14 protein-coding genes are annotated in these 15,487 nt (G+C 58.6%); 2 read left to right on the forward strand and 12 right to left on the reverse strand.

The window, feature by feature from the left end; genetic code table 11:
• Positions 1–17: 17 nt before the first annotated feature.
• The 3 genes from H6F58_RS11710 to H6F58_RS11720 form a co-directional block, all read right to left on the reverse strand.
• The gene (locus H6F58_RS11710) at positions 18–1,265 is read right to left on the reverse strand and encodes an AAA family ATPase (RefSeq protein ID WP_195181820.1); all 1,248 of its coding nucleotides are present in this window, start codon (positions 1,263–1,265) and stop codon (positions 18–20) included.
• Positions 1,265–1,924: a hypothetical protein gene (locus tag H6F58_RS11715; RefSeq protein WP_171918568.1), complete on the reverse strand. Its 660-nt coding sequence runs from the start codon at positions 1,922–1,924 to the stop codon at positions 1,265–1,267. The genes H6F58_RS11710 and H6F58_RS11715 overlap by 1 nt, the downstream gene beginning before the upstream one ends.
• A 92-nt stretch (positions 1,925–2,016) precedes the next feature.
• Positions 2,017–2,577, reverse strand: coding sequence for a hypothetical protein (locus H6F58_RS11720; protein ID WP_206693639.1), 561 nt, complete (start codon positions 2,575–2,577; stop codon positions 2,017–2,019).
• Positions 2,578–2,701: 124 nt separating this feature from the next.
• On the opposite strand from H6F58_RS11720, the gene H6F58_RS11725 reads away from it, so the two are divergent.
• Positions 2,702–3,421, forward strand: coding sequence for a LysM peptidoglycan-binding domain-containing protein (locus H6F58_RS11725; protein ID WP_060701996.1), 720 nt, complete (start codon positions 2,702–2,704; stop codon positions 3,419–3,421).
• Between the two features lie 44 nt (positions 3,422–3,465).
• Positions 3,466–3,972, forward strand: a complete 507-nt coding sequence (locus tag H6F58_RS11730; RefSeq protein WP_194943644.1) for an Rv3235 family protein — start codon at positions 3,466–3,468, stop codon at positions 3,970–3,972.
• On the opposite strand, the gene secA is transcribed toward H6F58_RS11730, so the two are convergent.
• The 9 genes from secA to H6F58_RS11775 all read right to left on the reverse strand — a co-directional run bounded on the left by secA (position 3,969) and on the right by H6F58_RS11775 (position 15,419).
• Entirely contained in the window at positions 3,969–6,617 is a 2,649-nt protein-coding gene (gene secA / locus H6F58_RS11735; protein ID WP_060701998.1) for a preprotein translocase subunit SecA, read from the reverse strand. The two genes, H6F58_RS11730 and secA, sit on opposite strands and share 4 nt — an antisense overlap.
• 133 nt (positions 6,618–6,750) lie before the next feature.
• Positions 6,751–7,905, reverse strand: a complete 1,155-nt coding sequence (locus H6F58_RS11740) for a crosslink repair DNA glycosylase YcaQ family protein (protein WP_171918563.1) — start codon at positions 7,903–7,905, stop codon at positions 6,751–6,753.
• A gap of 38 nt (positions 7,906–7,943) precedes the next feature.
• Positions 7,944–8,642, reverse strand: coding sequence for a ribosome-associated translation inhibitor RaiA (raiA, locus tag H6F58_RS11745; protein ID WP_084793418.1), 699 nt, complete (start codon positions 8,640–8,642; stop codon positions 7,944–7,946).
• Between the two features lie 168 nt (positions 8,643–8,810).
• The gene (locus H6F58_RS11750; protein ID WP_171918562.1) at positions 8,811–9,599 is read right to left on the reverse strand and encodes a ComF family protein; all 789 of its coding nucleotides are present in this window, start codon (positions 9,597–9,599) and stop codon (positions 8,811–8,813) included.
• A gap of 69 nt (positions 9,600–9,668) precedes the next feature.
• Entirely contained in the window at positions 9,669–11,372 is a 1,704-nt protein-coding gene (locus H6F58_RS11755; RefSeq protein ID WP_146275431.1) for an LpqB family beta-propeller domain-containing protein, read from the reverse strand.
• Positions 11,372–13,180, reverse strand: a complete 1,809-nt coding sequence (gene mtrB / locus H6F58_RS11760; protein WP_146275433.1) for an MtrAB system histidine kinase MtrB — start codon at positions 13,178–13,180, stop codon at positions 11,372–11,374. Before mtrB ends, H6F58_RS11755 begins: the two co-directional genes overlap by 1 nt.
• On the reverse strand, positions 13,177–13,857 hold the full coding sequence (gene mtrA, locus H6F58_RS11765) for an MtrAB system response regulator MtrA (protein WP_060702004.1): 681 nt from the start codon (positions 13,855–13,857) through the stop codon (positions 13,177–13,179). The genes mtrB and mtrA overlap by 4 nt, the downstream gene beginning before the upstream one ends.
• Positions 13,858–13,993: 136 nt before the next feature.
• Positions 13,994–15,055, reverse strand: coding sequence for a hypothetical protein (locus H6F58_RS11770; protein ID WP_195181823.1), 1,062 nt, complete (start codon positions 15,053–15,055; stop codon positions 13,994–13,996).
• Entirely contained in the window at positions 15,048–15,419 is a 372-nt protein-coding gene (locus H6F58_RS11775) for a chorismate mutase (RefSeq protein ID WP_060702006.1), read from the reverse strand. The genes H6F58_RS11770 and H6F58_RS11775 overlap by 8 nt, the downstream gene beginning before the upstream one ends.
• Positions 15,420–15,487 lie beyond the last annotated feature (68 nt).

Consider the following 15,487-nt stretch of genomic DNA (forward strand, 5'->3'; position numbering starts at 1 on the left):
TTTTTTACGCCTTCAGTTCATGCCGACTTGCTAAAACGACGACTAACCCGTTTCTTGGGTAGATTCGAAGATTTTATGCCTGCCAAGGAACGTATTTCCATACGCAATGAACTTCTGGGAGCTATCTCGAGTAAAGGGCTCCCTGCTAACACTGACGCACTGCATACCGCGCTGTCATTAGGCAGAAAGCCAACGACGTCGTGCATCGGACCAAAGCGATCCCAAGCTTCGATAAGTCTGCGCTTCGGGCTTCTTCCGCTACGGGAAACGCTGACTCTGTTGAAGATGATTTTCGGTTGTAGATCAGCATGGGATTCTTCAAGTTCATCAATAGCTCGAAGGGCTCGTGGAATGCCGACGCTATCTGATTGCACCACCATGAAAATGTCATCCGAGCAGCCCAGCATCTCAACCGTCACGGCATTGCGTTGCGGTGCTTGGGTATCGAAACTTAACTGCTCATCCAATGCGATATGCGGTGCGACGTCCAAGACAACCAAATCGTAATGGTCCTTGAACGCCAGAGTCGCTCGACGCAGTGCGGACGGCCTGACTTCTGGCCAACGGCTGGATCGGGGAATCCCGGTGCCCACCCGGATGGTTGTGTCCCCTACTTGGACAACCGAGCACGCTGCATTGAGGCGGCTAATGTCGGCGCTTCCGGAATCCATGATGCGACAAATTTGCGCTACGGACGCTGACTCATCCATCAGGCCAAGTTGAATAGAGATCGACGCAGCGTACGTGTCGGCATCCAGCAAGACAACGGATCTGCCTGCAGCCGCTGCCTCGACGGCAAAGTTCAGAGCCACTGTGCTGCGTCCTGGAGACCCCGGAGCACTCCAGAAGGAAACTATCCTCCCCTTGTCCCTTGGTTCGAGATCTGTCGTCTCCCGATCATCCTTTTCCGGGCTCCCTTCTGGCAGTTTCAGGGATCGAACGGTTGCCGTGATTCGTTGTTCCAAGTCGGACATCGCGATATCGGCCGGAAGCTGCAGCACCTCGGGCATCGGACTGATAGCAGCTGAGCCATCGAGCAAATATACAACCGCGGTGCCCTGACTCAACAGTTCATCAACCTGTTCCATGAGGGGAAATTGTTGAGCATCGGCGATCAGAAGCACCTCCGCGCCAGCCGTTAGACAGGCTGCAACCGCTTCTGCGATTTCGGAACAGACTCTGGTGACGATCAGTTCGCCTTGATAGCTCTCAATTTGGCGAACCATGGATTCCTGTTCACCCAACAGGACTACGGAGATACTCATTATTCGGCTCCAGCAGGGTTGTAAATCACGATAATCCGGGATTCATTTGCCAGTGCTTGCAACAGGGGTTCCAGCTGGTTCGGCTCCACCAAGAGTTCGAGATTGGTGCCTCGCCGGTTGACTAGTCCGCCTCCACTTTCGACACGCGCTGCGACCTCGACCATCGAGGAGAGCTTTTCCGGGACACCGTATGCGCTTCCGCCTGACTCGCGTTTAGCGATCCATACGTCAACGAAGCTTCCCGGTCCGATGGATGAAGTTAGGTCCGCTGGCAGTTCGACATTGATGGGTCGACGCGATCCAAGTTCGCTATGCGTCACCGAGGTTACCGGGATTAATTCCCCTGCGCTGATGAAGGTGTTGGCTCGCGCCAGCTCATCCATGCCTGATTCCGGGTGGAGGTATCGACCGGCCGTCTCGCCGAGCTGAACCTCTTGAGTTTTCATGTTCTCCGACGTGAGCTGCTCGCCGAGGGTGATGTTGGAGCGGGCCACATACACGGTGGTTGTTTCATGCATTTCCCCGACGAGGTACATGGTTCCGGCCACTGATGCGACAACGAGGACCGTGCCCAGTGCCAAGCGTGGATCCTTCCATCCTGGACGCCTGATTCTCGCAGCTTTTGCCGCTTGTGCCCCTTGGACGCCTTGCTCACTCATCGAGGCCCATCCTTCCACCGGGAATTGTGCTTATGGATGGTGAGCCTACGACAAGTTACTCCGGTAGAAAAGACCCGTTTACTAGGTGTGGATTAATTTAGCGCCGTCGCGACGACCCAGCCAATGGATCCCAGCGGAATCATCAGCTGCGCCGATGGCTCGCTGGAACGCACATACTCATCACGCTGGTGCGTTGAAATGACCAGAAAATCCTTGGCAGCCTGGCCCAAAGTTCCTTCCGCAATCAGTAGCCCATGAATTCCGTAGATTTGGCAGCGGGACCTGTCCCTCAGCATTCCGCGGATGACCGCCGAAAATCTAATTGCCCTACCTTGTGTACTGCTTGCAGCAGCCGGTCTAGTGGCGGCAGGCAAGGCAATGGATTCGACGGCTTGATATCGAATAACCCATTGGGACAGGTCTGTTTCCAGGCAAAAGTAATCTTCAGCGCAAGGACCCAGCCGCGCGCGGATCTCTGTATGGCCGGCCAGCTTGACTGAAAGTTCGCACCCGTGAAATCGCGACAAACTTCCACTCAGTTCAGCAGTCGCCCGCTCAATCCGAGTATTCTCAGCGATTTCGTCTCGCAGTTGAGCGCGGCCTTGTTCAGCAAGTTGAGCCTCAAGATCGTCAAAGAGTGAATCCCAGCGCATGTGCCAACTGTACGAGACAAATTCTTGTTCCAACAGGTCTTCACAAAAACACCTCTAAGTGTCATTATCTTTATCAAATAGCACCAAATACTATGAAACGATATCTAAGGAAGTGTTTTCGATAATGAAGATGCGCACACAGATCACGCTCGTCCTCTTCTCGAGCGCGTGCTTCGTCGTCATTTATGTGGGAATAAGTTCAATCCTCGATTTTGCCTCCACGGCAAAGTCCGGCGTGGAACCGGCAGAGTACATCAAATTCTTGGCCAGCATTTCGGCCTTTTTCCTCGCTGCCTTGCTAGCCGTACGCGTAGCAGCAGCAAAGGCGCTAGCCTGGGCGGCACAGCATGAGCACCGACGGGTCCTCAGGTTTTTCCATTGGATTGCGCCGCGGTTCACCCGGCGGATCCTCAGCTCCATCGTTGGCACTTCGATTGCGCTCTCTGCCACCGTGGCCGCAAACGCCGGTGGAACAATTCCGGAGGCTGGCCTTCAGAACGCATATACCGCTGACAGCGGGAGCTTGCCAGGGGCAACAGAGGCAACTCAGCAAACCGTCCCCAGCGCCCAATGGTTTCCCGAGCAGGTCTCCGTGCAGCTAGACCGGCTGGTCTCTTCAAGTGCCCAGCCGAAGCAGGAACCTCGAAGAACCACCACTGAGGTGGTCGTGGCCCAAGGCGAGAACTTATGGAGCATCTCCGCAACGCACCTCGGCGCACAGGCGACGGCAGAGGAGATTTCCGTTTATTGGCCACAGATCTACCAAGCCAATCGCCAAGCCATTGGTCCGGATCCCAACCACTTGGAGGTCGGAACGGTTCTCGTCCTTCCCCCAGCCGAATAACTGGCACCACATCCCACGCATCACCTAGTCAAGGAGTCATCGTCATGAGTACCATCACCATCAGCGCACGTTCCACGGCAGCTCTCCCTGTCCCCCGTTCCACGGAATGGACTTCCCGCGAATCATCCGGGCCTGGGGCACCCTGCGAAGCCCCAGCACACCTGCGAAGGGCGTTGGACCACATATTTCATCGTTCGGAGGTTTGCCGTTCAGAGCACCGGGCCATCGTGGAAATAACCCATTCCGTGGCGCGTGCAGTTTTCGAAATAGTTGCCGGGTACCGAAGCGTGAGCCAGCTGGCCTTTGTCATGGAACCAAGTTGCATCGCCAAGCTACAGCGCCGAGCTCTGCTGGAGACGGCGCAATATACCCTGGAACCTGTGCCCGGCACCGCGCACGGCCAAATACTCTCGTTGCATTTGGACCGCTGCCTGTCCGGCAGCTGGGAGTGCACCGCCATCCTCGGCTTTAAAAACCGCGTCCGTGCCGTGGCTCTCAAAATTGAGCCATGGCACGGACGCTGGCAAGTCACCGACGTGGAACTAATCTAGTTCCGCTTGGCCTTCTTTTTCTTCTTCGTATTGGTTGCCTGTGCACGCGTGGTGCTGGCTTCACCATCTTCGTCCGGCCCGGTGAACTGGAGGTTCTTCGGCTTCGCGGATTCATCGATCACTGGAGCGTCAGCGGCAGCTGCCGAGCCCGATGGAATGTCCAGGTTGAACAGCGCGCCAATGCTTTCTTCGCGGATGCCTTCCATCATGGTCTGGAACATCGTGAAGCCCTCGCGCTGGTATTCCACCAGCGGGTCACGCTGCGCCATGGCACGCAAGCCAATGCCTTCCTTGAGGTAGTCCATCTCATACAGGTGCTCTTGCCACTTGCGCCCGATCGTGGACAGTACAACGCGCCGTTCGAGATCACGCATGGTGGATGAACCAACCAGCTTCTCGCGCTCCTCGTACTGGTACTTAGCATCAGAATGGATCTCGCGCTCCAGGAACTGCGCCGAAAGGTGGCCCACGCCGCCGGCTTCCTCTACAACTTCATCGAGCGTGATGCCAATCGGGTACAGCTGCTTGAGGTTGGTCCAAAGCTGCTTGAGCTCCCACTCGTCCGGGTTGCCTACCTGCGTCGCTTCCAAGACCATGGCCTTGACGACGTCCTCCAGGAAGTGTCCGACCTTCTCTTCCAGGTCGCCGCCTTCCAGGATGGCGCGGCGGTCCGCGTAGATCGCTTCGCGCTGGCGGTTCATCACGTCATCGTATTTCAGCACGTTTTTGCGCTGTTCCGCGTTGACGCCTTCCACTTGGGCCTGGGCCGACTCGATGGCTCGGGAAACCATTTTGGACTCCAGCGCCACGTCTTCTGGCATCGAAGGATTGTTCATGATGCGCTCGGCCATGCCGGAATTAAAGCGGCGCATCAGGTCATCGGTCATCGACAGGTAGAAGCGGGACTCGCCCGGGTCGCCCTGGCGGCCAGCACGACCACGCAGCTGGTTATCGATTCGGCGTGATTCGTGACGCTCGGTGCCAAGGACATACAGGCCGCCAAGCTCGGCGACCTCCTTGGCTTCCTTGGCTACGGTTTCCTTGGCCTTGGCAAAGACTTCGTCCCAGACCTTGTTGTACTCTTCCGGGTTGTTCTCCGCGTTCAGACCGCGGCGCTCCATCTCGGCCACTGCCAGGAATTCTGCGTTGCCACCGAGCATGATGTCAGTACCGCGACCAGCCATGTTGGTCGAAACGGTCACGCCGTTCTTCCGTCCGGCCATGGCGACAACTGCAGCTTCGCGGGCGTGCTGCTTGGCGTTCAGCACTTCGTGGCGGATGCCCTTCTTCGAGAGCAGCCGCGAGAGGTATTCGCTCTTCTCCACGCTGGTGGTACCCACCAGGATGGGCTGGCCGGTAGCGTGGCGTTCAGCGATGTCTTCGACGACCGCGTTGAACTTTGCGACTTCGTTCTTGTAGATGTAGTCGGACTGGTCCTTGCGAATTGCCGGCTTGTTCGTCGGGATTTCCACAACGCCCAATTTGTAGGTGCCCATGAACTCGGCAGCCTCAGTCTGCGCGGTACCGGTCATGCCAGAGATCTTCTCGTACATGCGGAAGTAGTTCTGCAAGGTGATCGTGGCCAACGTCTGGTTTTCGGCCTTGATGGTCACGCTTTCCTTGGCTTCAATAGCCTGGTGCATGCCTTCGGAGTAGCGGCGTCCCTGCAGGGCACGGCCGGTGTGCTCATCAACGATCATGACTTCGCCGTTGACTACAACGTAGTCCTTGTCCTTCTTGAACAGTTCCTTGGCCTTGATGGCATTATTCAGGAAACCGATCAGTGGGGTGTTATTGGCTTCGTAGAGGTTATCGATGCCCAGGTAATCCTCGACCTTTTCGATACCGGCTTCGAGCACGCCAATTGTGCGCTTCTTTTCGTCGACCTCATAGTCGTCCTCGCGCTTGAGGCGGGAGACAATCTTGGAGAATTCGGTGTACCAGCGGTTGACATCGCCGGAGGCCTGGCCCGAGATAATCAACGGAGTACGGGCTTCATCGATCAGAATCGAGTCGACCTCATCGACAATGACGAAGTTGTGGCCGCGCTGGACCAGTTCATCCTTGCTCCACGCCATATTGTCGCGCAGGTAGTCGAAACCGAACTCGTTGTTCGTGCCGTAAGTAATATCATCTTCGTACTGCTTGCGGCGCTCATCCGGCTTCATATTTGCCAGAATGCAACCGCAGCTCAGGCCCAGGAAACGGAACACTCGGCCCATCAGATCGGACTGGTACTGGGCCAGGAAGTCGTTGGTGGTAACCACGTGCACGCCCTTGCCGGTGAGGGCGTTGAGGTAGGCCGGTGCGGTGGCAACCAGGGTCTTACCTTCACCGGTGCGCATTTCAGCGATGTTGCCCAGATGCAACGCTGCACCACCCATGAGCTGGACGTCGAAGTGGCGCATGCCCAAAACGCGGTCGGAAGCCTCGCGGACCACGGCAAACGCTTCGGGGAGCAGATCATCGAGAGTCTCGCCGTTAGCCAAACGTTCGCGGAACTTGTCGGTTTCGCCCTTGAGCTCTTCGTCTGAAAGTTCGCGAATTTCGACTTCCAACGTATTGATCGTGTCGGCGTACTTACGAAGAGTTTTTAGAGTCTTCTTGTCGCCGGTACGCAAAATACGTTCTAGCAATGATGCCACGTGGTAGCTCCCAATATCTCAAGCACAGTATTTTCTGGCGTCTTTAGTCTACGTGAGGAATTCAGCGCATCTGGCAAATCCTCGCCGTTGAGTACTGCTCTTCTAGCGAACAACAATTTGATGGACAGCCTGTTCACAGCCCAACTTGCACTGCATCAAGCCCCAGCCAGCCGGCCATGCGTTCCAACTCGGCAAGCAGTGGCGGGTGGGCTTCAGTTTCCCAGCCACGTTCAAAATGCACGCTTTTGGCGTGCAGCACCCCTCGGGCCCGATCCGCTTTCAAATCCACACGACCCACAAATTCATCGCCGTAGAGGACTGGAAAGACGTAATAACCGTAGCGCCGCTTGTGCTCAGGGACATAAATTTCAATCCGATACTCGAAGTTGAAGAAGCATTCCAAGCGTCGTCGATTAAAAACCATGGAATCAAACGGCGATAGCAGCCGCAGGTCAGGTTCGATCTTGCGCGGAATCTTGGTTCCCAGCACCATGTAACAAGGTTCGGCTAGTCCAGATACCTGCACCTGTTCAATTCTCCCGGCCGCTGCCTGATGCGCAAGCGCCGATTTGACGTCTCTAATGGGCAAGCGGAAATATTCAGCGACGCAGTGTGCTGTTGCAATTCCTTGAGCCGCCAGCGAGCGGTCGATCAATCGTTCAAGCGCTGCTTGGCGATGCAGTCCGTCGATCTCCAGAGGCTTTCCAAGAACGTCGTGGGCCAGTGCATACCGGCGTTCGAATTGCGAGTTCCTGCCGAGCGTGAGGATCTTGGCCCGTGCGAAGAGTGATTCCGTGACGTATTTGGTGTCGTTCCAGTTCCAGCCCCAATGCTCCTTGGAGGAGGCCGGCGCAACGTCCAATGCCGAGCTAATTTCTCGGGCGCTGGACCCGGGATTTGCCGCAAGGTAGTCCATTACCCGATGGGATAAATCCTGCTGTTCATCGGTGAACCCATCGGACTTGTCAATCCACGTGCGTCGTTGCCACAGGCGCAGATCCGGGACGAGTTCAGAACTCACCACCGAAGCCTCATGAGCCCAATATTCGGTCAAGGGGCCGCCGGGAGTCGATAGGACTTTGTCCAGGCTGCCGATGTCGTAGGCGCCCAGTCTTGCGAAGACCGGCATGTAATGCGCTCGGCGTACCACGTTGACCGAGTCTATTTGCAGTTGCGAGATCGCTTGGACGGTGCTGACCATTTTCCGGGCAGTAACTGCTTGTCCAGTTCTGCTTCGAGACAGGCCTTGGGCGGCCAACGCGATTCGCCGGGCCTGCTTTTGGCTCACGACGCGCTGACCGCCCAATGTGGATTGTGCGCTGATACTTAACCCTCGGTAACTAGTGACTTGTCGCGGTACCCGCGAGTTTCAGTTGTCGATTCTTCATTTGAACTCAGCGATGGGTCCAATGAGATGACACCGTACTGGTATTGAGTGCGGCCGTATACAACCGCGTGCTCGCCCGTGGCTTCATCGATGAACAGGTAGAACGGATGCCCGACCAGCTCCATTCGATCCACTGCATCGTCAACGCTCATCACTTCAGCTGGGAAGGACTTGCGGCGAATGACCACTGGCGAATATTCGGCCACTTCTTCGGCCTGTACGGCCTCTGCCGCCTTTTGGGCTTCGAGTGTCGATTCCACCAGGGACTTCTCGCTTGAGACGGTTGGCAGGGCGCTAGTTGCCTCATGCACCGCGACCGGAGTGTGGTTGCCGCGGTGGACCTTGCGCTTGTCGCGAGCCTTGCGCAGTCGTTCCAGAAGTTTTGCGAAGGCGATGTCGAAGGCCGCAAACTTGTCTGCTCCACGAGCTTCGGCTCGAATTGCTGGTCCGCGGCTAACAACTGTCAATTCAACGGACAGCGCCGTGCTCTGGTCACGGGCATGTGATTCTTTGAGGACCTTGACGTCGATGCGTTGAACCTTGGTGGCCAGCTGGTCGACCTTGGTTATTTTTTCATCCACGTACTCACGGAAACGATCCGAAATGGTGATATTGCGTCCGCTGTAGTTCAGCTCCATGGTGTCCTCCAATAGAGAGTCGGGTGACACAACAGTCCGAAAATTCCATCCTTTCGGACTGAAGATGGGCTTTTCGCTGCATCTGTGATGCAACCCATACTTCACCTTAGGCCACCACAGCGAAGATTCAAGTCTCTAAGCGTAGTTTTCCTATCGCGTTCAGCGTAATCACTGTTCAGGCTCATGATTAGGGGGCTTGGTCAAGGCCAATACAATGCCTAAAGTGACGCTGTAACCCGCTTTATGACAGGCCATTGCAGCCTGCCTCAGGGTCGCCCCGGTGGTGAGGACATCGTCAACCAATATGACGGGGCGTCCAGGAGCATCGGCGCGCTCGGCGATGAAATGTTCTTGCCCGCCGCGTCGGGCTGACCCGCTCTTGAGTTTCTGAGCGCCCGCAAGAACCGAGCGTGCACGGTAGTGAAGCAGGGGCCTGATGACCAGTTCGCTGGGGTACAGCCCCCTGGCCATGCCATGCTCCAGCATCGAAGCCACCGGTGAATACCCACGCTTGCCCACGGCCTTGAGCGAACTGGGAACGGCAACAATATAGGTGGCCACCGTCCCCGGCTGCGGAATACAGCTGGAATTGATCGCTGCGGCCAGGTACGGGGCAAAGACGGCGGCAAGAAAGTAGCGCTGCTTGTTCTTGAATGCCAGCATGGCACGGGCCAATTCCCTGCCATAGATACCGCAAGAACTAACCGGCAGCTGCTGGGCTATCAGCGGCAATTCGACGTAGTGGTGATGTCCATCTGGCAGCGGCGGTAGGAAAAGCTGATGCTGGATCTCGGTTCGGCATTCGGGACAGAGCCGAAAGTCAGCTCTGGAGCACACTGCGCAGCTTGTCGGCACCAGAAAATTGGCCAGCTCCCGAAGGCCGAAACTCATCCACCTCACCGAACGCCGCTGGCTAAGGGTGTCCAAGGCGCGCAACCAAGCTGTCGGTATTTCCATCTTTCCAGGATGGCTTTCAAGATCGTGGCTGCGGCCAAGCGGCCGACCGGATGTGGAAAGTGCGGGGATCTAGCCCGGGTAGGCAACGTCCTGCGCAAAATCGTCGAGCTCGTGCCATGAATTGCCCACACGCGTGTAGAGCTTCTCATTCGTTTCAGCGTAGACCTCGCGCCGTTCGCCAACGCCGGTGGCGATACCGACCATGCCCAGCAGCAGCTGCAGGTGCTCGCTGCCACCTTCAAAGGTCATCTGCGCTGCCTCTACAGCTTCAGAGTCGTCCAGTGCTGCCACGATAATCGAGCTGTCTGAATCCCATAGTGCGGTATTCACCGGAACCTCCGGATACAGCCGCATCGGAGAATCGGTCAGGCCGCGCGGCACTCCTTCGGCATCGCGGATGATGCCAGCGACATAAACGGCGGTTGAATTGCCGTCGGTGGCCACGATCAGGGCTCGTGCGCCATCACGGGAAATACGCAAGGAATCAATGTTGGCTCCTTCCAGCCATGCCACATCGATCGGTCGCGCTTCGCCGTTGGTTTCGGTGTCAGCGGGAATGGCCATGATGGGGGTTTTTGCCCCGTTATCGGCCGTCCAGGTCCAGCCGGCCACGTCCATCGATGGCTGGATCAAATCCTTGCCTGAAAGCGCCAGCCGAAGCTTGCCCGAGTCGTCGATTCTCAACAGCTGCGTGCGCCGGCCGTTGAGGAACGCGTAGCTGTTGCCCACCGGCGACATCGCCGGATCCCTCGGATCATAGGCCGACACATCGGGCAGTCCGCCCACCGGGATAATCGACCGGCCCTTGACATAAACCAGATCCTGGTCGGAGATGCCCACCAGCGTGTCTTGGGTGCTCGGATTGATTTCCGCCGGCTCAATCGACGATTCATTCGAAGCCAAGTTCACGTCGTTTTCTTCGCGCAGCATTTTGACCGAGTCCACCGACGACAAGCTGGTCAACGAGGCTTCAAGCTGCTGCTTCATCAACAGCAAAGTCTGGTCGGTGGTATCGGCAAAGGAATCAGAATTCAGGTCAATGGTTGCCTCGCGATCGCGCACTGGCACCGCCGAGCGGACCAATTGGCTGGCCGAGGAGAAGGCCGAAACCACCGCGTTCTGCAGGTATGGGGCCGGCCCCTTGAGCAATGCTTCAACCATGGACGTGGCAGTCCCGGATCCGGAGGTAAACCAGCGGACATCTGGAACGAGGTAGGCGTAGCTGGCGTCATAGAAATACAGGGTCTGCGCGGCGAAGATCTTGGTGAAAGTCGAGGCTTCGAGCATGGTGCCATCGGGGGCATCAATAATGCGCCACTGGTCATCGACCTTGGCTACCTTGATATCCACGGCCCGGGTTGAATGGCTCGCGTAATTGGTGCGCACTCCTTGCGCGTCCACTTCCCCAGTGATTTCCAATTGGATGGTGTACTGGTTGGCATCGGCCCCGTTAACCACGTTGAAGGCCTCATAGATCAGCGTTTGGGTGTCTCCGCGCCATGAGTTTTTCAGCTCGGCTGTCATGAATTCGCGGGCCACCGCATAGTCCTCGGCGACCGATCGCCCAGCTTCGACAAAACCCTCGACGATGGCCCGGGCATCGGCGCCATCGGCCGGCCCTTCAGCTGCGTAGCTGTAGCTTTCACCGCCGCCGTCTTCTGTTCCTGCCTCGATCTGCTGGACGCTGGAGGAACGCGGAATCGAGGCGCAACCGGAGAGGACCAGCAGCCCCGCCAAGAGCGAGCAGAGCAGGACCCGCAGTTTTTGAGCCACTAGTTCTCCTCCTTTTTCGTTTCGCTGCTCGGCGCGCCCGGATCAGTCACGTCATCGTCGGCCAGGGCATCATCGAGGCCGAGGATCAACGGCGTGTAGCCGATCTTGGGCACCTCGCCGGTCAGCGGGAAGCTGTCCCCCACCGGAGGCAGGATGTTTTCCGGGACGGCCGGCTCCAGCGGCAGTGGCGAAGAATCAATTTCATGTTCTTCGGACTTGGGCAGTGTCAGGCGGAATACCGAGCCAACCTTCGGCTTGCCCCACGCCTCCAGACGCCCCTCATGCAGCCGGGTGTCTTCCATGGAGATCGACAGGCCGAGCCCGGAGCCGCCAGTGGTTCTCGCACGTGCCGGATCGGCGCGCCAGAACCTGTCGAAGACGTGCTGGCAAGCATCCTGGGACATGCCAATGCCGTAGTCGCGAACGGAAACTGCCACGGCGCCCTGGTTCGCGGCGATCGTGATGTCGATCGGGTTGCTTTCGCCGTGTTCCACCGCGTTGAGAACAAGGTTGCGAATGATTCGCTCGACGCGGCGCGGATCGACTTCCGCCACGCAGCCTTCGCTGGGCGCGTTCAGCCGAATGATCGATCCGTATTCATCGGCGACCGGCGTGGCAGTCTCGATCACCTTGCGGGCGATCGCATTGAGGTCGGTGGACTCCCGGTCCAAGACCGCCACACCGGCGTCAAAGCGGGAGACTTCGAGCAGGTCATTGAGCAAGTGCTGGAAGCGCTCGATCTGGTTGTACATCAGCTCGGCAGAGCGTGCGGTGAGCGGATCGAAGTCCTCGCGCGCGTCGTGGATGACTTCCGCGGCCATGCGCACCGTGGTCAGCGGGGTACGCAGCTCATGCGAGACATCGGAGACGAAGCGCTGCTGCATCGCGGAGAGATTGTTCAACTGGGTGATCTGCTCCTGCAAGGAATGCGCCATGTGGTTGAAGGCAGTACCCAAACGGGCCACCTCGTCCTTGCCTGCGACCTTCATGCGCCGGTCGAGATCGCCGGAGGCAATCCGCTCGGAAACGTAGGCCGCATCGGCTACCGGGCGGACCACGGTACGCGCCACCGACCAGGCCACAAAACCGACTACGGCAAGCAGGATCAAGCCGGTGAAGGCCAGGGCGCGGTTGATGAATTCCAGGGTGGACTGGACGCTGGACAGGTCGTAGACAAGGTACAGCCCGTACTCGCGGCCCGGCGGAATCAGGACCTTGGTGCCCACAACGAGGCCTGGCTGGGCCTGGTCGTCATTGCCCAGTTCAACAGAACGCCAATAGATGCCCTGCTCGCCGGCGATCCTTTCGGCAAGATCCGCCGGGATCACCCGCGTGGTCAGCGATCCCGAAGCCATCGGGCCGACATAGAGGCTCTGGTCACCGGCGATGGGCATGAGGACAAAGTCGCGCACCACCGTGGCGCCATCGCCTTCAAGGGAGGCGAGCGTCGAGTTGACCAGCGCCTGGGTCGAGGCGCGGTCGGTGGTTGACGCCGATTCGAGGATTGACCGGGCCTGGGTCAGGCCCCGCTCGGACTCCTTGGAGATCTGATTAACCCGCTCCTCGTAGAGCGTGGAGGCAATCTGGTTCGAGAGGAATGCGCCGGCCGCCAACAGGGCCAACGTGGTGAACAGCAGGGTGGAGATCACCGTGCGATAGATCAAATGCCGTTGCCAGCGCTGCCTGAGCGCCAGCAATGGGCGCCTGAGCCAGGGCTGCAGCTTGGCTGGGGAGAACCGCTTCGATCGAGTTTGGGCAGACACGTCGAGCGGAATCAGCTCCTTGCCGGTCGACGCGGGTGAGCTCAACTCGCCGTACCTGCTTTGTATCCCACCCCGCGTACGGTTTGGATGATCTGCGGCTTCTCGGGGTCGATTTCGATCTTGGAACGCAGGCGCTGGACGTGGACGTTAACCAGCCGGGTATCTGCCGCATGGCGGTAGCCCCAGACTGCTTCGAGCAGCTGCTCGCGGCTGAAGACCTGCCACGGCTTGCGGGCCATGGTCACCAGCAGGTCAAATTCCAGCGGGGTCAGCGAAACGGAATCCTTGCCACGGGTGACCTGGTGGCCGGCAACATCGATGGAGACTTCGCCAACCTGCAGGGTTTCGGCAGCGTGGGTCTCGCTCGGGCGCAAGCGGGCGCGCACGCGGGCCACAAGCTCGGCGGGCTTGAACGGCTTGGGCACGTAGTCGTCGGCGCCGGATTCCAATCCGCGCACCACGTCGGCGGTATCCGATTTGGCGGTCAGCATGACCACTGGCACATCGGATTCGGCACGGATCTGCTTGCAGACTTCAATGCCGTCGATGCCCGGGAGCATCAGGTCCAGAAGTACCAGGTCGGGGTTGAACTCACGGAATGCCGCTAGTGCACCGGATCCTTCATAGCAAAATGATGCTTCAAAGCCGTCATTTTGCAGAACGATGCCAATCATTTCCGACAATGCCTCATCGTCGTCAACGACTAAAATCCGTGCTTTCATCCCATGTCCCCCTATAACCGTAGGCCTGAGGTTCCAACCGTCTGGTCAAACCGGGCAGATCAGCTACCCCACTATTCCTAAGATACATGATCAGCTGCCGTATTCCGGCTGTGACCGGCACGAATAAACCAAACCGTTATGCGTCGACGCGCGTTTGCTCCAACGCTTGGGCATAGGAGGAAAGATGCTGCAAGGTGCTGACCGCTTCAGCGCTGGTGCATCGGGTGAAATCCCCACGGGGCATCAGCGTCATCGAGCCAAGCTGGCTATCTGCCAAGCCAAGTTGCCGCCACGGGCGCAAGATCGAATGAACTGCTTCGACCACGCCCGGAGCCCGCAGCCCGGGAGCCAGCACCTGCAGGAAAACCCTGCCGCCGCCCTCGACAAATCCGGCCACCCGTTCCCATTGGCGATGGCCCATGCCCTGCGGGTCGACGGCCACCGCAGTGGTGCCGGCTTGGGTGAGCAGATCCATCCGCTCGATCCAGCGCTCATCGCCCGTGGGCAGGTTCAGCAAGGGCTGGATCTGGTGCTGCGGCGAATCGGCGCAGAGCACCTTGAAGAACTCCTCATAGCTGTTGCGCACTTCGGATCGCGGAATCGAGCGCAGCGTGCGGTAGCCGCTGGAGGTCTTGATGGTGCCATCGAGCACGTCAGCGAACTGCGGCTCATCAAGCTGCAGGGTGAATGACCGCACGCTGGTGATGCGCGCGAGCCGGTCGAGGTGCTCTTTGAGCCCATGGGCGTAGGCGGCAATGATGTCCCGGCGAGCGCCGTGATCGCTGACCGTCCGCTCGCCGCTGGAGAGGTAGAGGCGTGCCGCGAGGCTCCATGGCCCGAGCACCGTGAGCTTGAGCCGCTGGGCAGGCTTCTGCTCGGCGCCGAGCACGTCGGCCAGCAGATTTTCGTCGCTGCGCAGGATGCTGCGTGCCCTGCGGGCATCAACGCCGTCGTTCACGCCGACGCGCCAGCCGTGCGGCTGCAGGTCGAATCCGATCTCGGCGAGCAGCGTGGCGCTGCGCCCGACCGCGTCGGCCCCTACTCCCCGGTCGGCAAGCTGCGGGAAGACCGCAAGGTTCGGCTCTCCCAGCTCTCCGCGAATGATCTCGTGGATTTGCAGCGGGTCGGTTCCGGGAAACTGGCAGAACGCGGTGGCATGCACGTCGTTGCGCTCTGGCTGATGGGGCTGCTCAGGCATCGTTGTGCGAGTCGGAAATATTCTGGTGGTGGCGGATCACTTCGGAAATCACGAAATTCAGGAACTTCTCGGCGAATTCTGGATCGAGGTGCGCCTCGTGCGCCAGGGCCCGCAGGCGCTCGATCTGCGCCTTTTCGCGGTTGGGATCGCTCGGTGGAAGCTTGTGCTGGGCTTTGAGGTGTCCTACCCGCTGGGTCGCCTTGAAGCGCTCGGCCAACAGGTAGACCAATTGTGCATCGAAATTGTCGATGCTGCCGCGGATGGCGTATAGCTCCTGAAGCACTTCATTCTGGACCTCACCGTGCAACGAGCTGGCGTGCGGGTCGAATGACTCATTCAGTGCAGTGTTTTTCGGCTCGTTCATGGTGTTAAGCTTACGGGTTCACCTGCCAAATCTCCCACAAAGTGACATGCCCCCGCGGCGCGGGTCGC

This window comes from Glutamicibacter sp. FBE19 (assembly GCF_015524875.1).
Lineage (GTDB): Bacteria > Actinomycetota > Actinomycetes > Actinomycetales > Micrococcaceae > Glutamicibacter > Glutamicibacter halophytocola.